At 66.9% G+C, this 21,574-nt stretch carries 15 protein-coding genes; 8 read left to right on the top strand and 7 right to left on the bottom strand.

Annotation, left to right across the window (positions count from 1 at the left end):
• Positions 1-45: 45 nt before the first annotated feature.
• From sucB to pilH, 7 genes are all read left to right on the top strand, one after another.
• The gene (gene sucB, locus IU514_RS10895) at positions 46-1,263 is read left to right on the top strand and encodes a dihydrolipoyllysine-residue succinyltransferase (RefSeq protein WP_194931127.1); all 1,218 of its coding nucleotides are present in this window, start codon (positions 46-48) and stop codon (positions 1,261-1,263) included.
• 192 nt (positions 1,264-1,455) lie between these two features.
• Positions 1,456-2,898, top strand: a complete 1,443-nt coding sequence (gene lpdA / locus IU514_RS10890; RefSeq protein WP_194931126.1) for a dihydrolipoyl dehydrogenase — start codon at positions 1,456-1,458, stop codon at positions 2,896-2,898.
• Positions 2,899-2,977: 79 nt separating this feature from the next.
• Positions 2,978-3,835, top strand: a complete 858-nt coding sequence (locus IU514_RS10885; protein ID WP_194931125.1) for a class I SAM-dependent methyltransferase — start codon at positions 2,978-2,980, stop codon at positions 3,833-3,835.
• A 27-nt stretch (positions 3,836-3,862) separates the two neighbouring features.
• On the top strand, positions 3,863-4,456 hold the full coding sequence (locus tag IU514_RS10880; protein ID WP_194931124.1) for an LOG family protein: 594 nt from the start codon (positions 3,863-3,865) through the stop codon (positions 4,454-4,456).
• A gap of 26 nt (positions 4,457-4,482) precedes the next feature.
• Complete coding sequence (locus IU514_RS10875) at positions 4,483-5,412, top strand: hypothetical protein (RefSeq protein ID WP_194931123.1); 930 nt, start codon at positions 4,483-4,485, stop codon at positions 5,410-5,412.
• A gap of 4 nt (positions 5,413-5,416) precedes the next feature.
• The gene (locus tag IU514_RS10870; protein WP_194931122.1) at positions 5,417-6,406 is read left to right on the top strand and encodes a YhdH/YhfP family quinone oxidoreductase; all 990 of its coding nucleotides are present in this window, start codon (positions 5,417-5,419) and stop codon (positions 6,404-6,406) included.
• 70 nt (positions 6,407-6,476) lie between these two features.
• Complete coding sequence (gene pilH, locus IU514_RS10865) at positions 6,477-6,842, top strand: twitching motility response regulator PilH (protein WP_194931121.1); 366 nt, start codon at positions 6,477-6,479, stop codon at positions 6,840-6,842.
• Positions 6,843-6,849: 7 nt separating this feature from the next.
• On the opposite strand, the gene IU514_RS10860 is transcribed toward pilH, so the two are convergent.
• A complete protein-coding gene (locus IU514_RS10860) occupies positions 6,850-7,713 on the bottom strand; it encodes a DnaJ C-terminal domain-containing protein (RefSeq protein WP_194931120.1) in 864 nt (287 codons plus the stop codon).
• A 148-nt stretch (positions 7,714-7,861) separates the two neighbouring features.
• Between IU514_RS10860 and IU514_RS10855 the strand changes: the two genes are divergently transcribed.
• A complete protein-coding gene (locus tag IU514_RS10855) occupies positions 7,862-8,341 on the top strand; it encodes a peroxiredoxin (protein WP_194931119.1) in 480 nt (159 codons plus the stop codon).
• Positions 8,342-8,344: 3 nt separating this feature from the next.
• On the opposite strand, the gene pbpC is transcribed toward IU514_RS10855, so the two are convergent.
• The 6 genes from pbpC to IU514_RS10825 all read right to left on the bottom strand — a co-directional run bounded on the left by pbpC (position 8,345) and on the right by IU514_RS10825 (position 21,509).
• Complete coding sequence (gene pbpC / locus IU514_RS10850) at positions 8,345-10,636, bottom strand: penicillin-binding protein 1C (RefSeq protein WP_194931173.1); 2,292 nt, start codon at positions 10,634-10,636, stop codon at positions 8,345-8,347.
• A gap of 41 nt (positions 10,637-10,677) precedes the next feature.
• Complete coding sequence (locus IU514_RS10845) at positions 10,678-15,639, bottom strand: alpha-2-macroglobulin family protein (protein ID WP_194931118.1); 4,962 nt, start codon at positions 15,637-15,639, stop codon at positions 10,678-10,680.
• A 181-nt stretch (positions 15,640-15,820) separates the two neighbouring features.
• Positions 15,821-18,451: a DNA gyrase subunit A gene (gene gyrA, locus IU514_RS10840; protein WP_194931117.1), complete on the bottom strand. Its 2,631-nt coding sequence runs from the start codon at positions 18,449-18,451 to the stop codon at positions 15,821-15,823.
• A gap of 257 nt (positions 18,452-18,708) precedes the next feature.
• A complete protein-coding gene (gene mtnA / locus IU514_RS10835) occupies positions 18,709-19,767 on the bottom strand; it encodes an S-methyl-5-thioribose-1-phosphate isomerase (RefSeq protein ID WP_194931116.1) in 1,059 nt (352 codons plus the stop codon).
• A gap of 72 nt (positions 19,768-19,839) precedes the next feature.
• Positions 19,840-20,643 (bottom strand): DUF3011 domain-containing protein, encoded by an 804-nt coding sequence (locus IU514_RS10830; protein ID WP_194931115.1) that lies wholly within the window; start codon positions 20,641-20,643, stop codon positions 19,840-19,842.
• Between the two features lie 128 nt (positions 20,644-20,771).
• Entirely contained in the window at positions 20,772-21,509 is a 738-nt protein-coding gene (locus IU514_RS10825; RefSeq protein WP_194931114.1) for a DUF3011 domain-containing protein, read from the bottom strand.
• Positions 21,510-21,574 lie beyond the last annotated feature (65 nt).

The following is a 21,574-nucleotide window of genomic DNA, read 5'->3' as shown; positions in this document are numbered from 1 at the left end:
CCGCTTGCGCCACCCATTCATTACGCAATCCAGGATGCCCGCACCATGAGCACCGAGATCAAAGTTCCTGTCCTGCCCGAGTCCGTCTCCGACGCAACCATCGCCACCTGGCACAAGAAGGTCGGCGACGCCGTCAAGCGCGACGAGAACATCGTCGACCTCGAGACCGACAAGGTCGTGCTCGAAGTGCCCTCGCCGGTCGACGGCGTGATCAAGGAAATCAAGTTCGCCGAAGGCGCGACCGTGACCAGCCAGCAGCTGATCGCGATCGTCGAGGCCGGCGCCGCCGCGGCCGCTCCGGCTCCGGAATCGAAGGCGACTCTCGACGCCAAGAATGACGCCGCCGCCAAGGACGTCGCCCAGCCGGTGCAGCCGAAGGCCGAAGCCCCGAAGGCTGCCGCCGCTCCTGCCGCCGCCGAACTCCCGCCGGGCGCACGCTTCACCGCCGTCACGCAGGGTATCGACCCGTCCCAGGTCGAAGGCACCGGCCGCCGCGGCATGGTCACCAAGGAAGACCTGGTCAACTACGCCAGCGGCAAGACCTCCGGCGTCGCCGGTGGCGCGCGTCCGGAAGAGCGCGTGCCGATGACCCGCATGCGCGCCCGCATCGCCGAGCGCCTGATGCAGTCGAAGAACTCGATCGCGATGCTGACCTCGTTCAACGAGGTCAACCTCGGCAAGGTCATGGCGATGCGCAAGGAGCTGGGCGAGCAGTTCGAGAAGGCCAACGGCATCAAGCTGGGCTTCATGAGCTTCTTCGCCAAGGCCGCCGCCAACGCGCTGCAGAAGTACCCGGTGATCAACGCCTCGGTCGACGGCAACGACGTCATCTACCACGGCTACGCCGACATCTCGATCGCCGTGTCGACCGACAAGGGTCTGGTGACGCCGGTGCTGCGCAATGTCGAGCGCATGGGCTTCGCCGACGTCGAGAAGGGCATCGCCGACTACGCCAAGAAGGCGCGCGACGGCAAGCTGGCGCTGGAAGACCTCCAGGGCGGTACCTTCACGATCACCAATGGCGGTACCTTCGGTTCGCTGATGTCGACGCCGATCGTCAATCCGCCGCAGTCGGCGATCCTCGGCATGCACGCCATCAAGGAGCGTCCGATCGCCGAGAACGGCCAGGTCGTGATCGCGCCGATGATGTACATCGCGCTGTCCTACGACCACCGCATCATCGACGGCAAGGAAGCGGTGCTGTTCCTGGTCGACATCAAGAACCAGCTCGAGAACCCGCACCGCATGCTGCTGGGCATGTGATCGCTCGAACCCCTCTCCCGCCCGCGGGAGAGGGTTGGGTGAGGGCCGCCGAAGTCGCGCGGCCTGAATCCCGCGACGGAGTTCGGCACAAGCGTCACGACCTGCAACCGCCCACTCCGCCGAACCCTCATCCGGCGCTTCGCGCCACCTTCTCCAAAAGTGAGAAGGGATAAAGGCAAAGGATCTAGATCAATGAGCGAACAGCAGAACTTCGACGTCGTCGTCATCGGCGCCGGCCCGGCCGGCTACCACGCCGCCATCCGCGCAGCCCAGCTCGGACTGAAGACGGCATGCATCGACGCCGCTCTCGGCAAGGACGGCAAGCCGGCCCTCGGCGGCACCTGCCTGCGCGTGGGCTGCATTCCGTCCAAGGCGCTGCTCGACAGCTCGCGCCAGTTCTACAACCTCAACCACCTGTTCGGCGAACACGGCATCACCACCAAGGATGCCAAGATCGACATCGCCACGATGATTGGCCGCAAAGACAAGATCGTGAAGCAGTTCACCGGCGGCATCGCGATGCTGTTCAAGGCGAACAAGGTCACGCCGTTCTACGGCTTCGGCCAGTTGCAGCCGGGCAACGTCGTCAAGGTCACGCAGCACGACGGCAGCGTCGTCGAGCTCAAGGGCACCAACGTCATCCTTGCCGCAGGTTCGGATTCGATCGAACTGCCGTTCGCCAAGTTCGACAACGACACCATCGTCGACAACGTCGGCGCGCTGGACTTCACCGCCGTACCGAAGCGCCTGGGCGTGATCGGCGCTGGCGTGATCGGCCTAGAGCTGGGCAGCGTCTGGAAGCGCCTGGGCGCCGAGGTCACCATCCTCGAGGCCCTGCCCGACTTCCTCGCAGCCGCCGACGCCGAGGTCGCCAAGACCGCGGCCAAGGAATTCAAGAAGCAGGGCCTGGACATCAAGCTTGGCGCGAAGGTCAGCAAGGCCGAGATCAAGGGCAAGGGCAAGACCAAGGAAGTCGAGGTCACCTACTCCGACGCCGAAGGCGAGAAGACCATCGTCGTCGACAAGCTGCTGGTCTCGGTCGGCCGTCGCGCAGCGAGCAAGGGCCTGCTGGCCGATGGCACCGGCGTGAAGCTGGATGCGCGCGGCATGATCGAGGTCGACGAGCACTGCCACACCGGCGTCGACGGCGTCTGGGCCGTGGGCGACTGCGTGCGCGGCCCGATGCTGGCGCACAAGGGCTTCGAGGAAGGCATCGCCGTAGCCGAGCTGATCGCCGGCCTGCCGGGCCACGTCAACCTCGAGACCATTCCGTGGGTCATCTACACCGAGCCGGAGATCGCGTGGGTCGGCAGGACCGAAGCGCAGCTCAAGGCCGAGGGCGTGCCGTACAAGACCGGCAGCTTCCCGTTCGCGGCGATCGGCCGTGCGGTGGCGATGGGCGAGCCGGCTGGCTTCGTCAAGGTCATCGCGCACGAGGAAACCGATCGCGTGCTGGGCATGCACCTCGTCGGTGTCGGCGTGTCCGAACTGGTGCACGAAGGCGTCCTGACGATGGAGTTCAGCGGTTCGGCCGACGACCTCGCCCGCATCTGCCACGCTCATCCGACGCTGTCCGAAGCGGTCCACGACGCGGCGATGGCCGTCGCCAAGCGTTCGATCCACAAGGCGAACTGATCCATCGCAGCGTGAGCCGCATGAAGCCGCCATCACCGACCCGGTGCTGGCGGCTTTTGTTTTTCAGTGAGGCATCGCCATGACTGAAAGCAACCCCATCCGCAACGTATCCGATACCGCGTCCTGGGTCGCGATCTATCGCGCCATGGAGAGCGAGCGGCCAGATGCCCTGTTCCACGACCCTTACGCACGGCGTCTCGGCGGCGAACGGGGCGAGGCCATCGTCAAGGCGCTGCCTCGCGGCGCATCGATGAGCTGGCCGATGGTGGTGCGTACCGCGGTCATGGACGAGATCGTGCTGCGTTGTGTGCACGAAGGTGCGGCCACCGTGCTCAATCTGGCCGCCGGCCTCGATGCACGCCCCTACCGCCTGGCGCTGCCGCCTACATTGCGCTGGCTGCACGTCGACCTGCCGGACATGGTCGACCACTTCCGCGACAACATGGCCGGCGAAACACCGCACTGCCAGCTCGAGTTCGTCGCGGCCGACCTGCGCGAAGCTTCGGCGCGTCGCGAGGTCTTCGCCAAGGCGGCCGAACGTGGCCCCGTGCTTGCGATCACCGAGGGCTTGCTGATCTACCTGGAAGCCGACCAGGTCGCCGACCTCGCACGTGACCTGCGCGACTTCGCCCACGCAACATGGTGGCTGACCGACCTCGCTTCGCCGATGCTCCTCAAGCTGCTGGAACGCCGCTGGTCGCCCAAGCTGCGCGAGGCCAACGCACCGTTCCGCTTCGGCCCGGCCGAAGGCACCGCGTTCTTCCTGCCGATGGGCTGGCATGAAGCGGAGTTCCGCTCGACCTGGGACGAATCCCTTCGCCTGAATCGCACGATGCCGATGGCGTGGTTGTGGAACCTGTTGTCGCGATTCCAGTCCAGGCAACGACAGGAAGAAGGCCGCCGCATGTCGGGCATCGTGCTGCTGCAATCGAACTGACCTTAAAGAACTGAACGAGAACACGCCATGCGCTCTGTATGTGTCTACTGCGGTTCCAACGCCGGCGCCAAGCCGATCTACACCGAGCGCGCGATCGCGCTGGGTACGCAACTGGCAAAGGACGGCGTCGCCCTCGTGTATGGCGGCGGCAACGTCGGCTTGATGGGCATCGTGGCCGATGCCGTGCTGGAAGCCGGTGGCGACGTGGTCGGCGTGATCCCGGAGCAGCTCGTCAACTGGGAAGTCGCGCACAAAGGGCTGACGCGCCTGGAAGTGGTGGGCTCGATGCACGAGCGCAAGGCACGCATGTTCGACCTCTCCGACGGCTTCATCGCCCTGCCCGGTGGCTTCGGCACGCTGGACGAGATGTTCGAGATGCTGACCTGGCGTCAGCTCGGCATCGGCGACAAGCCCTGCGCGTTCCTCGACGTCGACGGCTTCTACTCGCCGCTGATCGCGATGCTCGACAGGATGGTCGAGGAGCGCTTCCTGCACCCGGACCAACGCCGCGACCTGTGGCACGGCGACGACCTGCACGCGATGCTCGAATGGATGAAACGCTACGAGCCCGCGCAGGCCGACAAGTGGATGGACGAGAAGCGGCGCGGCGCATTGCGGTAACCTCCGTCCAATGCACGGAGGGAACCATGTCGAAAGCGAATGCTGCTTGTTTGATCGCCCTGGCGCTGGCGCTACTGTCCTTCGGCGCCGACGCCCGCTCCGACTGTGAGGAAGCCCGCCGTCTCCCGGCCGACGCCGACGAAGAGTCGCGGCGCATTGTCTGCGAGATCCCGGAGGCTTACCGCTATGAGGTGGGTCTCGCTGAGTTCGTCGGGCAGATGATCCGCCTGCACGACAGCGCCGCCTGGCTGACAACGGACGCACTGCAGGAAATCAAGGCATTCGATGGCCAGCAAGGAAAGGGACGCGGATGGCTGACGCTCGGCAATGGCGAGGACATCGAAGTCCGCTATTTCTTCGAACACGATGGCCGTACCGCGGCGGTGGCGAGCGCGACGCTCGATACCCGGGCGTTCAAGGCCCGCGACGCCCGCAAGCTGTCGCCCGCCGAGCCGATGAGCGAGCGGGAGCAGCGGCTGATGCGCGCAAGAATGCTCGCCTTGGCCACCGACGGCCTGATGGTCTGCACTAACCACCCACCCAACACGGTGGTGATCGAAGCCGACGAGGACGGCCGCAAGGAGATCCAGGTGTTCGTGATGTCGGCATGGGTGTCCGACGCGGAAACCCCACTGGGCGGCTATCACATGTTCCGCGTCAGCGAGGACGGCAACACGGTCATCAGCCACTTCTCGCAGACCCGGGCCTGCCCGCTAGGACGTGGAAGCCAATCCAGGGAAACCGCCGCGCTCGCCGTCACGCACCTCACTTCCAAGGCGCCGACGATGTTCCACGTCTTCATGAGCCTGCAGTACCGCAAACCCTTGTACGTCACCACCACGCAGAACGGAATGCTCTGGCGCGTAGAGAAAGGCAGGGTTTTCCTCGTGAACGACAAAGAGCCGAAAGCAAACGCAGATCGCGCCGGCGCGCGCACTACTTCGACAGGCACCTAACGCAATGAACGACGTACGATTCCAGGCGTTCCGCATCCACAACGATGAATCCGGCTATCGCAGCGGCGTGGAGACACTCGCGCTCGACGACCTTGCGCCGGGCGAGGTCGTCGTCAAGGCGGCGTACTCGTCGGTCAACTTCAAGGACGCTTTGGCCGGCACCGGCCAGGGCAAGATCCTGCGCCGCTTCCCGCTGGTCGGAGGCATCGACGTCGCCGGCCACGTGGTGGCCTCGACCGATCCCGGGTTCAAGGAAGGCGACGAAGTGCTCGTCACCGGCTGTGGCCTCAGCGAGACGCGCGACGGTGGCTATGGCGAGTACGCGCGACTGGAAGCGCAGTGGGTGATTCCGCTGCCCAAGGGCCTGAGCCTGCGCGAAAGCATGATCCTCGGCACCGCCGGCTTCACCGCGGCGCTTGCGCTGTTCCGGATGCGCGAGAACCGGCAGACGCCGGACCTCGGTCCGCTGGCCGTCACCGGCGCGACCGGTGGCGTCGGCTCGCTTGCGGTCGACATCTTCAGCCGAGCCGGATTCGAAGTGCACGCGATCAGCGGCAAGGCCGAGCACGCGGACTACCTCACCTCGATCGGCGCGACCCAGGTACTGGGCCGCGATGCACTCGCGACCGCGCGCCCGATGGAGTCCGCACGCTTCGGCGGCGGCCTCGACAATGTCGGCGGACCGATGCTGGCCAGCCTGCTGGCGCAGACCTCGCCCTACGGCAACGTCGCCAGCGCCGGACTCGCCGCGTCGGCCGACCTGGGCACGACGGTGATGCCCTTCATTATCCGTGGCGTGTCGCTGCTGGGCGTGGCCTCCGCTGGAACCGCCCGCGACATCCGCGAAGCGGTGTGGCAGCACCTTGCGAGCGACTGGAAGCCGCGCCACCTGGATCGCATCCGCACGCGCGAAACCGGACTGGAGGGACTGCCGGACGTGTTCGCAACCATGCTTGCCGGAGGCTCCTTCGGGCGGACGCTGGTCACGTTCTAAGCGCGATCGGCCCGTCTATGCGGGCTGGTTTCGCCTCGCTACAATCGATGCAGTCTCCCGGGGGAACCACATGGCGCGCATTCTGATCGTCGACGATTCGCCGTCGCAGTTGATGGGCATTCGCCGCATTGTCGAGAAGCTCGGTCATGAAGCCGTTACCGCCGAGGATGGCGCCGCCGGTGTCGAGGCGGCCAAGCGCGAGCTTCCCGACCTGATCCTGATGGACGTGGTGATGCCGAACCTCAACGGGTTCCAGGCCACCCGCTCGATCACCCGCGATCCGGCCACGAGCAAGATCCCGATCGTCCTGGTCACCACCAAGGACCAGGACACCGACCGTGTCTGGGGCATGCGCCAGGGCGCGAAGGCCTACCTGACCAAGCCTTTCAGCGAAGGCGACCTGGCCGACATCATCCGCCAGCTGCTGCCGGCCTGAGCCAAGCTCAGGCGCGGCGCCAGTCGTCGCCGAACGCTTCCCGCATCGTTTCGTAGGCCGCCCGCTGCTCATCGGTGTGGGCGCGCGGAGCCAGCACCTCCAGTTCGACGATCTGGTCTCCCGGCGGATTGCCCGGCAGGCCACGGCCGCGCAGGCGCAGCTTGCGTCCGGCTTCGGAATTGGCCGGGATCTTCAGCTCGACTGCCCCGCCCAGCGTGGGCACGCTGATCGTCGCGCCGAGCGCAGCCTCCCATGGCGCCAGCGGCAGCACATGGATGACGTTGCGGCCGTCGACCTCGAACTGCGGGTGCGCGGCGTACTCGATTTCCAGCAGCAGGTCGCCGTGCGGACCCTGCCCCGCCAGCCGGATCTTCTGCCCCGGGCGAATCCCCTTGGGCACTCGCACATCGAGGGTCTTGTTGTTGATCGAGATGCGTACGCTGCCGCCGTCGTGCACCACTTCCAGCGATACCGCGAGCTTCGCGCGCGTGTCACCTCGCGGTGCCGGTCCGCGCTGGCGTCCGAACAGGCTCTCGAAGAAGTCGCTGAAGCCGCCGCCTGCGCCGCCACCGGCGAAGATTTCCTCGAAATCCACGCCACCAAAACCACCGCCGAAACCGCCCGGAGGCGGCTGCACTTCATCGCCGGGACGATAACCGCGCGCGCGCAGCTGGTCGTAGGCCGCGCGCTTCTCCGGGTCGCGCAATGCCTCATAGGCCTCATTGACGGCCTTGAACTTGTCCTCCGCGCCGGCTTCTTTGCTGACGTCGGGGTGGTACTTGCGCGCCAAGCGGCGGTACGCCGTCTTGATCTCGGCCTCGCCCGCGTTGGGCTCGACGCCCAGTGTCTGGTAGTAATCCTTGAACTGCATCGACGGCTCCTCTGGCCTGTCCTGCATGATCGAAGGAACGCAGGACGCACTCCCCGCCCACAATGGCAGCCACCGCGCCGATTTCAAGTCGTGACGTCCGGGTTAACGTCCGGACGCCTAGACTGTCCGCATCCCTCAGGAGATTCCCATGAGCATCCAGGTAGGCGACTCCCTTCCCGAAGTCGTGCTTCAACGCATCCGCGACGGTGTCGAAAGCGTCGACACCAACGCCCTGTTCGATGGCCGCAAGGTCGTTCTGTTCGCCGTGCCCGGCGCTTTCACCCCGACCTGCTCTGAAAAGCACCTACCCGGCTACGTGCAGCACTTCGAGGAATTTCGCCGCAAGGGCGTCGATGTCGCGTGCATGGCCGTGAACGATCCTTTCGTGATGCAGGCCTGGGGCCAGAGCCAGCATGTGCCCGAAGGCCTGATGATGCTGGCCGACGGTAACGCCGATTTCACGCGCGCACTGGGGCTGGAACTCGATGCCAGCGGCTACGGCATGGGCACGCGCTCGCGCCGCTTCGCGCTCTATGCCGAAGACGGCATCGTGCGCCTGCTCAACGTGGAGGCTCCCGGCGAGTTCCGCGTGTCGTCAGCCGAACAGATGCTGGCCGAGCTTCCGTAAGCGTCAGCGAAGCACCCGGAACTGCAACCGCGACCACGCACCGCTGTCGGCAAGCGCCGTCAGCGTGTGCTCGCCCGCTTCGTCGAAACGGTGGGCGAAGCGCGCATCGCCTGCGGTTTCGGCAACGAGGCGTCCATCGAGCAGCCAACGCACCCGCGCCTCCGTTCCGATGGCGCGCAAGGACAGGTTGAGCGAGTTTCCATTGGCGCTGGCCAGCGTGGCGCGATCGGCCAGTCCTTCGATGCGCAGCTCCGCAGCCGCGTCGCGTCCGTCGCCCGGGCAGTCCGGTGACAACGCCGGCAGGCGCGAAGCCGCACGAAGCTCGGCCGTGAGCCACGGCGCGGCCAATGCCGGCCAGCGCGCAACCTGCACGGATCGACGCCGGTGCGGAAGAGCGCATTCCGCCGACAGGCGCAGGCCGCTGTCCGCGTCGACATCGAAGCGCTCCAGCCCGGCATTCCATAGCCGCGCATCACGCTCGGCAAACGTGGGCGGCACCGAACCGTCCAGCGTCCACGCCTCCCTGCGCTTGTGGCACAACTGCGGCGCCTGCGGATCGGGCGGCAACCCCAGCGGCCAGCACACGTCGGCCAAGGCCACGCCGGGCGGCGGCGGTCGTGGCACGTCATCGCCGCGCCCATGCGGCAAGCTGTCGACCACCTCGAACAGCAGTGGCAGCGCGGTCACCGCGCCGTACTGGCCCGGCAACGGCGTGCCATCGGGACGCCCCACCCACACGCCCACGGTGTAGCGCCGCGTCGTGCCGAGCGCCCATGCGTCGCGGAAGCCGTAGCTGGTCCCGGTCTTCCACGCCACACGCGGCCCACGAGCATCGAACGCATCAGCGACGCTTCCCGGCCGCGGATTGGCCTGCAGCATCTCGCGCACGATCCAGGCCGCACCCGGCGACATCAGCCGCCGCTCGACGCGCGGTGCCGACGTCGTGTAGCGCACTCTCCCGGTGATTCCCTCACGGTTGAGCGCGGCATAGGCACCCACCAGATCCTCAAGCCGGGCACCGGTTCCACCGAGAATCATCGCCAGGTTCGGTCCGGCCCCCGGCGGCCATTCCAGTCGAATTCCAGCGTGCGCCAGCCGGGCCGAGAAACGCGCAGGCCCGACTCGGTCCAACAGATCGACGGCCGGCACATTGAGCGAAAGCCTCAACGCCTCGGCCACGCCGACGGGACCGTTGAATTCCGAATCGAAATTGCCGGGCCGGTAATCGCCGAACGACTGCGGCGCGTCTACGAGCAGGCTTTCGGAGTGGATCAGTCCGTCATCGAGCGCAAGGCCGTAGAGGAACGGCTTCAGCGTGGATCCCGGCGAGCGCGAAGCCCGCACCATGTCGACGTGTCCGAGCCGCGCCGCATCGGTGAAGTCGACCGATCCGACGTAGGCGCGCGCTTCCAGCGTGGCGTTGTCGACGACCAGCAGCGCCGCCGACGTTCGTTCGGGCAATTGCGAGAAATAGGCCGTGACGCGCTCCTCCAGCGTGCGCTGCAGTTCGAGGTCGAGCGTGCTGACGACGCGCGTTGCACGAGGCGACTCGCTGCGCAGGCGCTGCGCCAGCAGCGGTGCATGGCGAGGCGGATGCAGCGAGCGCGCGACGACCGGTTCGATGCGGGCTTCGGCCACGTCCGAGTTGGACCAAGCGCCGAGCGAAGCCATGCGCGCGAGCACCTTGTCGCGTGCCACGCGCGCACGTTCGGGTTCGCGATCCGGGCGCAATCGGCTCGGCGCCTGCGGCAGCACGGCCAACAGCGCTGCTTCGGCATGCGACAGTCGCGATGCGGGCTTGCCTAGATAGGCCCAACTGGCGGCTTCCACGCCCTCGACGGTGCCGCCGAACGGCGCGCGATTGAGGTACAGCGCAAGGATCTCGTCCTTCGACAGATGCGCTTCCAACTGGAGGGCACGCAGCAACTGCCTGGCCTTTCCGAACGGCGTGCGCGCATGCGGATCGAGGATGCGCGCGACCTGCATCGTCAATGTCGAGCCGCCCGACACGACGCGGCCGTGGCGAAGCCATTGCCCGCCCGCGCGCAGCAGCGACACCGGGTTGATGCCCGGGTGCCAGCGGAACCAGCGGTCCTCGTAGTTCAGCAGGGCCTGCAGATACAGCGGGGATACCTGGCCGGCCGCCACGGGATAGCGCCAGGCGCCATCGCCATCGGCGAATGCGCGCAAAGGCGAGCCGTCGCGCGCCACGACGACAGCTCCCCCATCCCGGTCGTGCGGCAACGGAAGCGGAAACGCGAGATCGAGCAGCATCGCGGCGATCGCGAACGACATCGCCGCGAGCAGGGCCTTCAGTCCAAGGCGGCGTGGTCGCTTCACCTGCTTCCCGGCTGCGTCACCGTCAGCGAAGCCGGTACCGACCTGCCGACACCGCGGAGTTCCGGACGGTACATGTCCTCCACCAGCGGCGGCGGCACCGTGTAGGTGCCCGGGGTCACCGCACGCACGAGATAGAACACGCGGGCCGTGTCGCCGGTATCGAGCTTGAGCGCGGCGACGTAGCGATCATCGCGGAACTCCTCGTGGCGTACCTGCGCGGCCTCGTCGCGATCGCTGATTTCGATGCCGTCGATCACCACGCCGGCCCATTGCTTGCCGTCGCCGAGATTGAAGTTCTCGATCTCCAGCCCGGCCGGCAGCAGGTCGGTCAGCAGCGCATCGGGCATCGGCTGGCGGGCGGTGATGCCGACCTGCACGATCAACGCCTCGCCCTCCTCCAGCTTGCCGCCCTCCCATGGCTGGCCCTGCATCGTGTAGTACTTGCGCACGACCTTGATGGCCGAGTCGTCGGCTTCGGGCGCGCGCCGCGGGACACCCGCGACCTCGAGGCTGGCATAGAGCGGGGGCTGGCCTTGCGGGGCGAAGCTCACGCCGCGATCGAGCATGCCCCGATCGAACTGGCGGCCGATGTACTTCGCAGGCATGGCGGCGGATACGGCGTCGCCGACCTTCCATTGCCCCGAGATCTCCTTGCCCTGGTCGGCCATCAGCGCCCTGCCCAGCCGCGCCAGTGCCACCTGCTCCTGCGTGCTCAACCATAGCCAGGGGCTGCGGCGTCTCGCATCCAGCTCCTTGCCCAACGCCACGGCGCGGGCGTCGTACTCGGGCGTGGACAGGCCGTGCTCGTGCAGCAGCGCGATCATCAATGCGTCGTCGCGCAGACGGCTGCCATAGTCGGCCATGTACATCGGACGCGCCGACGGATCGCGCGCGAAGCCTTCGGCGATCGCCTTGGCGCCTCTCGCCTTGTCGCCCTGCAACGACAACGCCAGCCCCAGATGCACCAGCGGCAGACCGGTCAGGCTGTTCTTGCGCTCGTTGTCGTAGAGCGCGCGCAACGTCCCGAGCGGAGCACGGTTCACGCGCGCCAGTGCATAGCCTGCGTAGGCCTGGTAGGCGAACTTCAGGTGTTCGCGCCGGTCGTAGCCGAAGAACGGCACGCCACCGGAGAGCAGATCCTCGTTGAGCACCTTCAGCGTCTTCTGCAGAAGCGTCTCGGGCACCGCGAATCCGCCTTCGCGCGCGTCCAGCAAGAACTCGGCGACGTAAGGCGTGAGCACCGCGTTGACGTAGTCGCCGTCGCCCCACATCGAGTAGTGGCCCGAACCGATCTGCAATGCCGCCAGGCGCCCGAAGGTGCCCTCCAGCACATTGCGGCGCGCGGTTGCCGTGAGGCCAGTGGTGCCGAGCATCTTCGCGGTCGCCTCGTCGAGTTCGAGCGCGGCGAAGCCCTTGCTGGTGGTCTGCTCCACACAGCCATAGGGGTAGTCGACGGCGCCGCGGAGTGCGCTGCCAAACGGGATCGGCGGCAAGGCGCTGACCGACAGACGCGCGTTGACCGAATCCGGCATCAACCCTTCGGCGAGATCCGGTGCAAGCGTCACCGGCGCGAGACGGTCCAGCACCTGCGTGCGCGCGCGCAACACCGATGGCCAGGCGGGACGCACCGGCACCTCGTAGCGGCGATCCACGCGGTATCCATTGCCGTCGACCCGTACGCGCACCGCCGCGGTCGCATAGCCCTCCTTCGCGACCAGCGGGAACGTGTACGTGGTCTTGCCTTCTACCGCCAGTTTCGCCGTCCGTGCGCCATCGGCGAGCGACAACGGACCCTCGCCGCTCACCTGGACCTTGAACTCGCCGGCCTTGCCGGTGAAGTTCTGCACATCCAGCGTGACGCTGCTGCGGTCGCCGGGCGCCAGCACGCGCGGCAGGCTCGCCTCGGCCAGCAGCGGTGCGCGCACCACGGTCTCGCGGCTCTGGCTGCCGTAGCGGTCAGCCGAATAGACCAGTGCCGACACGCGCAGCGAACCATTGAAATCCGGCACTGCCAGGTTGATCCGCGCGATGCCACGGGCATCGAGCTTCACCGGGCCGGTGAACAGGTCCACGGTCTGCACTTTCGCGGTCGGACGGCGTGCCTGCGGCAAGGCCGCCAGCGCCATGTCGCCACCGAAGCGGATCTTGGCGATGCCGCCTTCGAAACTTTCGATCACGCGGCCGTAGATGTCGTAGGCATCCACCCCGAGCCGGCGCTGGGCGAAGAAATGCGCAGCGGCGTCCGGCACAGGGAATCGCGTGATGTTGAGGATGCCGACATCGACCGCGGACACGGTAACGAAGGCATTCTGCCCGGCCAACTGCGGCGCGCTGACCGTCACCGGCAGATCGCGCTCGGGACGCATCTGCTCCGGGAGCGACAGGCCGACCGCGAGCTTGCGGTCGCGCCGGTCCATCGGTACATGCGCGACGCCCACCGCGCGCGCCGGCGTGATCCTGCTGGGCGCACTGCCGCCCCGGAACACCAGCGCCGTCACGTAGACGTCGTGGCGCTCCCAGTCCTTCGTCACCGGGATCTCGAACGTGCTGCCGGCCTTGGCATCGATCCCTTCCACGTAGAGCATACGATCGCTCTCGACCATCAGCAGGCCCTTGCCGGCGTGCGGAGGCGTCAGCGTGACCTTGAGCGTGTCGCCTGCGCGATACGTGGTCTTGTCGAGGGCGAGCTTGACCTTGTCGGGGCGTGCGTCGAGGCCGCGGTTTTCGTCTTCCCAGCTCCAGCCTGCGGTGAACGGATAGCGCATCGTCAGGCGCGTGGCCGGATCGAACACGTCCAGCCGGTAGTCGCCCCACTCCACCGGGAAGTCGATGCGAAGCGGCGATGCGCCGGCGTCTACCGTGCGAGTCTCGACGTCCTCGTACCGGCGCGTGAAGTCGTAGTCCCAGCCGTCGCCGTCGTCGTCATAGCTCCAGTGGTAGTCGCGATGCTCACGCACCAGCGTCACCCGCAGGGCTTTTCCGGGATGCGGCTTTCCGTCGCGGCCGAAACGTCCCAGTTCGAAGCCGGCGCTGGCGTTGGCGTCGGCGCCTTCCTTGTCGTCGAACAACGGGCGCACGCCGACCAACTCGGCGGCTGGCCAAAGCACGCGCTTGAGGCTGCGATTGACGCTGCGGCCACCGCTTTCGTAGACGCTGCCGGACACGATCGCCGCGATCGGTGCCAGAGGCTTGGCCTCGGCAGGCAATGCGATGTCCTGCTGCAGCTTGCCCTGTGCGTCGAGCTTGGTGTCGACGACGTCCTTGGCTTCCTTCGGCAAGGCCATGGTCGGATCGCCGAAGAACCAGCCCGGCAATTGCTCAAGCGGATGCTGCTCGGCCGCGACGGCAAGCTTGGCGGTGAAGCGGTTGCCGGCGGCGGGCGCGCCATACAGGTATGCGCCCACTACGCCTAGACGTATCGGTTCACGCGGCGCCAGCACCGGTGGTGCCTCGAGATCGAGCTTCAGCCGCTCCGGCAGGAACTCCTCGATTCGCAGCGTCATGCCCTGCACGGCTTCCTTGCTACCGGGATCGGTGCGGAACTCGACGCGCCAGCGGCCGGTCGCAGCATCACCGGGAATCACCTGGCTGTGGCGGACATAGCCCTGCGCATCGGGCTGCAACCGCGTCTCCAGGAACGTCTTGCCATCGGGCTGCACGTAGCGAAGGAACAGCGGCTGCAGCGCCTTGCCCTTGCCCGCAACGGGACGCCCGTCCTGGTCGCGCAGCAGCGCCGACAGGCGCACGGTTTCACCGGGACGATAGAGATCGCGGCCAGACCAGGCAAAGACATCGAACCAGGCCTGTTCGCGACCACTGACGGCGAACTCCGACAGGTCCAGCGCTGGCTGGTTGAACGGCAGCATCGACACGTCGTTTCCGTGCTGGGCCACCAGCACATGCGCGGCATCGAGCTTGTAGGCAAGCAATGCATTGCCATTTCGGTCGGTTTCACCCTTCATCACCGCCTCGCCGCGAGCGTCGAGCACTTTCAGCTCGACGCCGGCGACGGCCGAGCCGCTCTCGAGCGAAGCGGTGTGGACGAAGAGCTTGTCCCTGTAAGCCCTCGTATGCAGGCCCAGATCGCTGACGGTGAAGAATGCGGTCTCGAATTGATCCTTGAACTGGCCCGGGCGCTTCATCACCGCGAAGTACAGGCCCGGTTGCTGCAACTCGCGGATGTCCTGCACCGGCAGGTAGGTCACCACACGCTCGTTGGGCTTGCCACCCAGCACGAAGCGATTGACGTAGACCGGTTCGGACAGCTTCGCCAGCGGCGTTTTATCGCCGTACTCGCTGCTCAATTCCCAGCTGCCTCGCCGGCCGCCGCGCTGGTATTCGGCGAAGAACCTCGGCAGCTCCTTGTCCTTGATGCGCAGGAACTCGACATCGACTTCCGGCACGTTCACCGACACCACCGGCAAGCCGCGGCTCTCGCGCGCCGGCAGCACGCTGCCCTGCGATGCGAAGCCCACGACCGGCTCGAGCGGGCCGGTGTGCACCGGCTTGCGGATCTCGCGTCCCAGGCGCTGGCCGTCGGCTGCGGTCAGGCCGCTCTTGAGGACGACTACGTAGTCCTTGTCGGCTTCCACATGCGGGAAGCGCAGCACCTTGGCATCGTCGGACAGCACCCAGCTGCCCTTCACGGCCGCGCCTTTGTTGTCGCTGATCGCCAGCAGGTCGTCGAACGATTGCGTGCCCACCAGCGGCCGACTGAACTCCAGCGCGATCGCGAGCGGCTCGTCGCCCTTCTGATCGGGATAGGCGGAAAGCAATGCGAAGCCTTTCACCTCTTCGCGTTGCGCCTTGATCGCCTCGCCGGACGTTGCCGGCAACTGGCCGTCGGCGTCGCGCTTGCAGCCAACGAGCGCGATGTCGAGGAACACCAGGGCAAAGAAAAGCCCGCACAACAGGCGGGCCTGACCGAATCCATCCGTACTGCGGGCACTGCGCTTCATGCGACCTCCCAAGGTTGCGCAAAGCCTATAAAACCGGGTCGTCATCACACAACGGGGGGCTCGGGTCCCCGCCGCGGGGCCGGTGAACTGCCGTTAAGCCGGTCAGGCCGCCGCGGCCATTCCATCCCAAAAAAAAAAAACGCCGCCCGGAGGCGGCGTTTTTCGGCTGGGAACCGACCTGTTACGGCGTCGAAGACGGTTCGGCGGTCGCGCTGGCGGCTGCCGGGACCGATTCGGCGTCCTCGGCCTCGTCGTCCAGGGAGGCGTCGACGCGCTCGATCGCCTGCAGGGTCTCGTCCGCGGCCAGGCGCATCAGCGTCACGCCCTGGGTATTGCGGCCGACCTGGGCGATCTCCGCCGCGCGGGTGCGGACCAGCGTGCCGCCGTCGGAGATCAGCAGGACCTCGTGGTGGTCGCTGAGCTGGATCGCGCCCACCAGCGAACCATTGCGCTCGCTGGTCTGGATCGCGATCACACCCTGGGTGCCGCGACCCTTGCGCGGGTACTCCGACACCGGGGTGCGCTTGCCGTAGCCGCGCGCACTGGCGGTCAGGATGTCGCCTTCGCCGTCGACCACGATCAGGCTGACCACCTCGGCACCGGTCGTGGCGTCGTCGCCCTCGCCTTCACCTTCGGCCAGGCGCATGCCACGCACGCCGGTGGCGGTGCGGCCCATCGAGCGGACCTCGCCTTCGGCGAAACGCACCGCCTTGCCGTTGCTGGCGAACATCATGATGTCGCGCTCGCCATCGGTCAGCGCCACGCCGACCAGGGCGTCGCCCTCGTCGAGGTTGATCGCGATCTTGCCGCGCTGCAGGCGGAAGGCGAACTCGGTCAGCGGGGTCTTCTTGACCGTGCCGTTGCGGGTGGCGAAGAAGACGTAGCGGTTCTCGTCGTACTCGCGCACCGGCAGCACCGCCTGGACCTGCTCACCAGCCTCCAGCGGGATCCAGTTGATGATCGGACGGCCGCGCGCGTTCGGGCCGGCATCAGGCAGCTGGTACACCGGCAGCCAGAACACGCGGCCGGCGCTGGTGAAGGTCAACAGCGTGTCGTGCGTGTTGACCAGCCAGAGCTGGTCGATGAAGTCCTCTTCCTTCGTCGCCGCGGCGCTGCGTCCCTTGCCGCCACGCTTCTGCGCACGGTAGGTGCTGACCGGCTGGCGCTTGGCGTAGCCGGCGTGCGACAGCGTGACAACCACGTCTTCCGGCGCGATCAGGTCGAGGATGTCGAGGTCTTCCTCGCTGGCGCGGATCTCGCTGCGGCGCTCGTCGCCGAACTCGGCCTTGAGGTTGTTCAGCTCCTCGCGGATCACGTTGAGCAGCACGCCCGGGTTCTCGAGGATCTCGATCAGGCCGCGGATCGTTTCCAGCAGCTGCTTGTATTCCTCGGTGAGCTTGTCCTGCTCCAGGCCGGTCAGGCGGTGCAGGCGCATCTCCAGGATCTGCTGGGCCTGCGTCTCGGTCAGCTGGTAGCGACCATTGATCAGGCCCACGCCCTGCGGCAGGTCCTCGGGACGCGAAGCTTCGCTGCCCGCGGCGGCCAGCAGCGCGCCGACCAGGCCGGCTTCCCAGGTGCGGGCGAGCATGCGCTCGCGCGCCTCGTTCGGGTTCGCCGACGTCTTGATCAGCTCGATCATCTCGTCGATGTTGGCGAGCGCGACCGTCAGGCCTTCCAGGATGTGTGCGCGGGCGCGGGCCTTGCGCAGGTCGAAGATGGTGCGACGGGTCACCACCTCGCGGCGGTGGCGGACGAAGGCTTCGAGGATCTGCTTGAGATTCAGCAGCTGCGGGCGGCCATCGACCAGCGCCACCATGTTGATGCCGAACACTGACTCCATCTGCGTCTGCTGATAGAGGTTGTTGAGCACCACGTCGGCCGATTCGCCGCGCTTGACCTCGATGTAGATGCGCATGCCGTCCTTGTCGGACTCATCGCGCAGTTCACTGATGCCTTCGAGCTTCTTCTCCTTGACCAGCTCGGCGATCTTCTCGATCAGACGCGCCTTGTTGACCTGATACGGAATCTCGGTGACAGCGATCGCCTCGCGGCCGTTGTCGGTGGTCTCGATCTCGGCGCGGGCGCGCATGCGCACGCGGCCGCGGCCGGTGCGGTAGGCGGCGACGATGCCTGCGGTGCCGTTGATGATGCCCGCGGTCGGGAAGTCCGGACCCGGGATGTAGTTCATCAGGCCGTCGACGTCGATCTCCGGCTGGTCGATCAGCGCGATCGTCGCGTTGATGACTTCGCTGAGATTGTGCGGCGGAATGTTGGTGGCCATGCCGACTGCGATGCCGGCGGAACCATTGACCAGCAGGTTCGGCACACGCGTCGGCATGACGGTGGGCTCGAGTTCCTTCTCGTCGTAATTGGGCTGGAAGTCGACGGTTTCCTTGTCGATATCGGCCATCAGCTCGTGACTGAGGCGCGACATGCGCGCTTCGGTGTATCGCATCGCCGCGGCGTTGTCGCCGTCGATCGAACCGAAGTTACCCTGGCCGTCGACCAGCATGTAGCGCAGCGAGAACGGCTGCGCCATGCGCACCAGCGTGTCGTACACCGCAGTGTCGCCGTGCGGGTGGTACTTACCGATGACGTCACCGACAATACGCGCCGACTTGTAGTACGGCTTGTTGCTGTGCGCGCCAAGCTCGTTCATCGCGAAGAGTACGCGGCGGTGCACGGGCTTGAGGCCGTCTCGGACGTCGGGGAGCGCGCGCCCCACGATCACGCTCATCGCGTAATCGAGGTAGCTGCGGCGCATCTCGTCTTCGAGGTTGACCTGGATGATTTCCTTGGCGAGTTCGGCCATCGAGATTCCGTGCTGGTTTACGTGCTGATCGAATCGTCAGCGCATGCGCTGCGCTTGCGAGGGGCCTCGCGACTGCCCCTCGGCGCCCTCGCGGACGGGGTCGAAAACCGCCCGCAACGGGCCTGTTTTCAGCCCGCGCGCGGCGGCATCAAAAGGACAGGAAATGGTAACACGTGAAGGCCGTTCACGGCACACCGATTCCCACGCAGAAACAAGAACTTGCGGGGATTTTTTCAGTTTTTTGCGCAGCCCGCGCCTCAGCCGCCGAAAGCCGCCTTCATGGCCGCCGCATCGGGCCGCTCGATGACGCCGCGTTCGGTGACGATCGCATCGATCAGCTCGTGCGGGGTGACGTCGAACACCGGGTTCCAGGCACCGACCTGCTCGGCCGCCGTGCGCACCCCGCCTACGCCGAACAGCTCGCCCGGATCGCGCTCCTCGATGTGGATGGCATCGCCCGACGGCGTTTCCATGTCGACCGTCGAGGACGGCGCCACGACCATGAACTTCAGGCCGTGGTGGCGGGCGGCGATGGCGAGCTGGTAGGTGCCGATCTTGTTGGCGGTGTCGCCATTGGCGCAGATCCGGTCGGCGCCGACGATGACCCACTGCACCTGCCCGGTCTTCATCAGGTGCGAGGCGGCGGCGTCGGCGATCAGGGTCGGGTCAATGCCGTCCTGCTGCAGCTCCCACACGGTCAGGCGTGCACCCTGCAGCCACGGACGGGTTTCGCCAGCGTAGACCTTGTCGATGCGGCCCTCGGCGACGCCGGCGCGGATCACGCCGAGCGCGGTGCCGAAGCCGGCGGTCGCGAGCGAGCCGGTGTTGCAATGGGTCAGCACGCCACTACCCGGCGGAATCAGGGCCGCGCCCAACGCGCCCATGCGACGGTTGGCGGCCAGGTCCTCTTCGGCGATGGCCTGGGCCTCCCGTTCGAGCACCGCGCGCCAGTCGCTGCCGGCAGCCGTCAGCACGCGGCGCATGCGCGCCAGCGCCCAGGCCAGGTTGACGGCGGTCGGGCGCGCGGCGTTCAGGCGTTGCATCGCCGGTTCAAGCTTCGCTGCGGCTTCGACGCCGTTGGCTGCCTCCACCGTGCGCGAGGCCAGCACCACGCCCCAGCCTGCGGCAATGCCGATCGCCGGGGCGCCCCGCACGGTCAGCGCATGAATCGCTGCAGCGACGGCGTCGCTGTCGTCGCAGCGCACGTACTCGACCACGAAAGGCAGTTTGCGCTGGTCGAGCAGTTCGAGGGAATCGCCGGTCCAGCGGATCGGGCGGATGCGGTCGTAGCGGTCGAAATCGATGACGTTGTCCATGTCGCCAGTTTAACGGCAGCGACCGCTTCGCACCGGACGCCGAGAGGATCTCCCGGCGTCGCCGGAATCGGATCAGCGCACCGCGAACTCGGCCCGGCAGCCGTTGGACACCCATACGCCATCGCGATCCCAGCCCCAGCTCTGGCCTTCCATGCAGGGAGCCTTGGACATCTGGCGGGTCATGCGCGCGTCGCGACGGATGGTGACGTTGCAACGGCGGTGGCGGCGATCGTCAGACCCGCAGTACAGCGTCTGCGCCTGCCCCCAGCCCTGGCCATTGTTCGGGCCGCCGTTGTTGCCGCCACCGCCCCAGCCACCGCCATTGCGGCCGGCGAACTCGGCGCGGCAACCGCCCGACACCCACACGTAGCCGCGTTCGGAGCCCCAGGTGCGTCCTTCGACACAGGCCGACTTGGAGTACTGGCGCACCAGGGTGACGCGCCGCGCGTCGATCGGGCACTGGCGATAACGGTTGTCGTTGGAATCGCAACGCACGCTCTGGCCGTAGCCGGCGCCGTTGCCGTTGCCGTTGCCGTTGCCGTTGCCGTTGCCGTTGCCGTTGTTCCAGCCACCTCGCCCCATGGCGAACTCGGCCCGGCAGCCGCCGCTGACCCACACCGCATCGCGCTCGGTGCCCCAGGTGCGGCCCTCGATGCATCGCGCGTCCGAATACTGGCGCACCAGTTGGATGCCGTATCGCGTATCGGCAGCGCAGCGACGATAGCGGTTGTCGTTCGAGTCGCAACGGACGGTTCCGGCGCCCCCGCCGTAATAGCCGTCTCCGTGGCGGTTGTCGCCGTTCTGCGCCTGCGCCGAAATTGCCGTGAATCCCATCGCTGCGGCCAGTGCGGCCGATGCCCAAGCTTGAGCGGTCATGCGTGTGTGTCCCCTATCGGATTTGCTAATCACTCTATCCGCGCAAACTGAATGGACACCCCGCAATTTCCGCAAGCGGGAGCGGCGTCAAAAAAACGTTCAGACGAAACTTAGGGAGAGCGCGTTGCTCAGCCGCCGCCACCGATCTCGAAGTCGCCGCGACAGCCACGCTCGACCCAGATACCGCCGCGGTCGTAACCCCAGCTCTTGCCTTCGATGCAGGGTGCCTTCGACAGTTGTCGCCGCAGCTTCACGGAACCGCCGGTGTTGACCTGGCACTGCTGCGGCCTGGCGTCCTTCGACTCGCAACGAACGATGCGCAAGCGCGGCCTGTCGTCGTTCTCGTCCCCGCCCGCCGCGACCGTGCGGAACTCGGCGCGGCACCCGCCCGATACCCAGACGCCGCTCCGGTCCCAGCCCCAGTTCTGTCCACGGATGCAGGGATTCTTCGACAGCTGCCGGACCAGCTCCATGCCGCCAGCGGTCTCGAATGCGCACTGGTTCCAGCGGCCACCGCGGGACTCGCAACGGACAACCCGTTCGGCATAGCCGGAACTGACACCGCTGCCGCCGAAACCGGTAAGGAACTCCGCGCGACAGCCCTGGCTGACCCAGATGCTGTCCTGGTCCACGCCTACGCCCCAGGTCTTGCCTTCGGTGCAGGCCTTCTCGGAAAGCTGGCGCAGCATGCGAACGCCACGCCGCGTGTCGACCGCGCAGCGCGTGACTTCATCGCCGTTGGATTCGCAGCGCACGCGCCGTTCGCTGTCGCGGCGCAGGATTTCCTGAGCGGCATCGGCGCCCGGCGCGATCGCCATCGCGACGATCGCCACGCCCATCCAAGCCGCGATACTGCGTATCACCACTGCCCACCCCGACGCGGTTGCTGCAGGAACACTCTAGCGCGAGCAGAGAAAAATCCCATCACGAT

Source organism: Lysobacter niastensis (assembly GCF_015453285.1).
In the GTDB taxonomy this organism is placed as follows: domain Bacteria; phylum Pseudomonadota; class Gammaproteobacteria; order Xanthomonadales; family Xanthomonadaceae; genus Lysobacter_J; species Lysobacter_J niastensis.
This window is presented reverse-complemented; position numbering and strand designations above follow the sequence as displayed.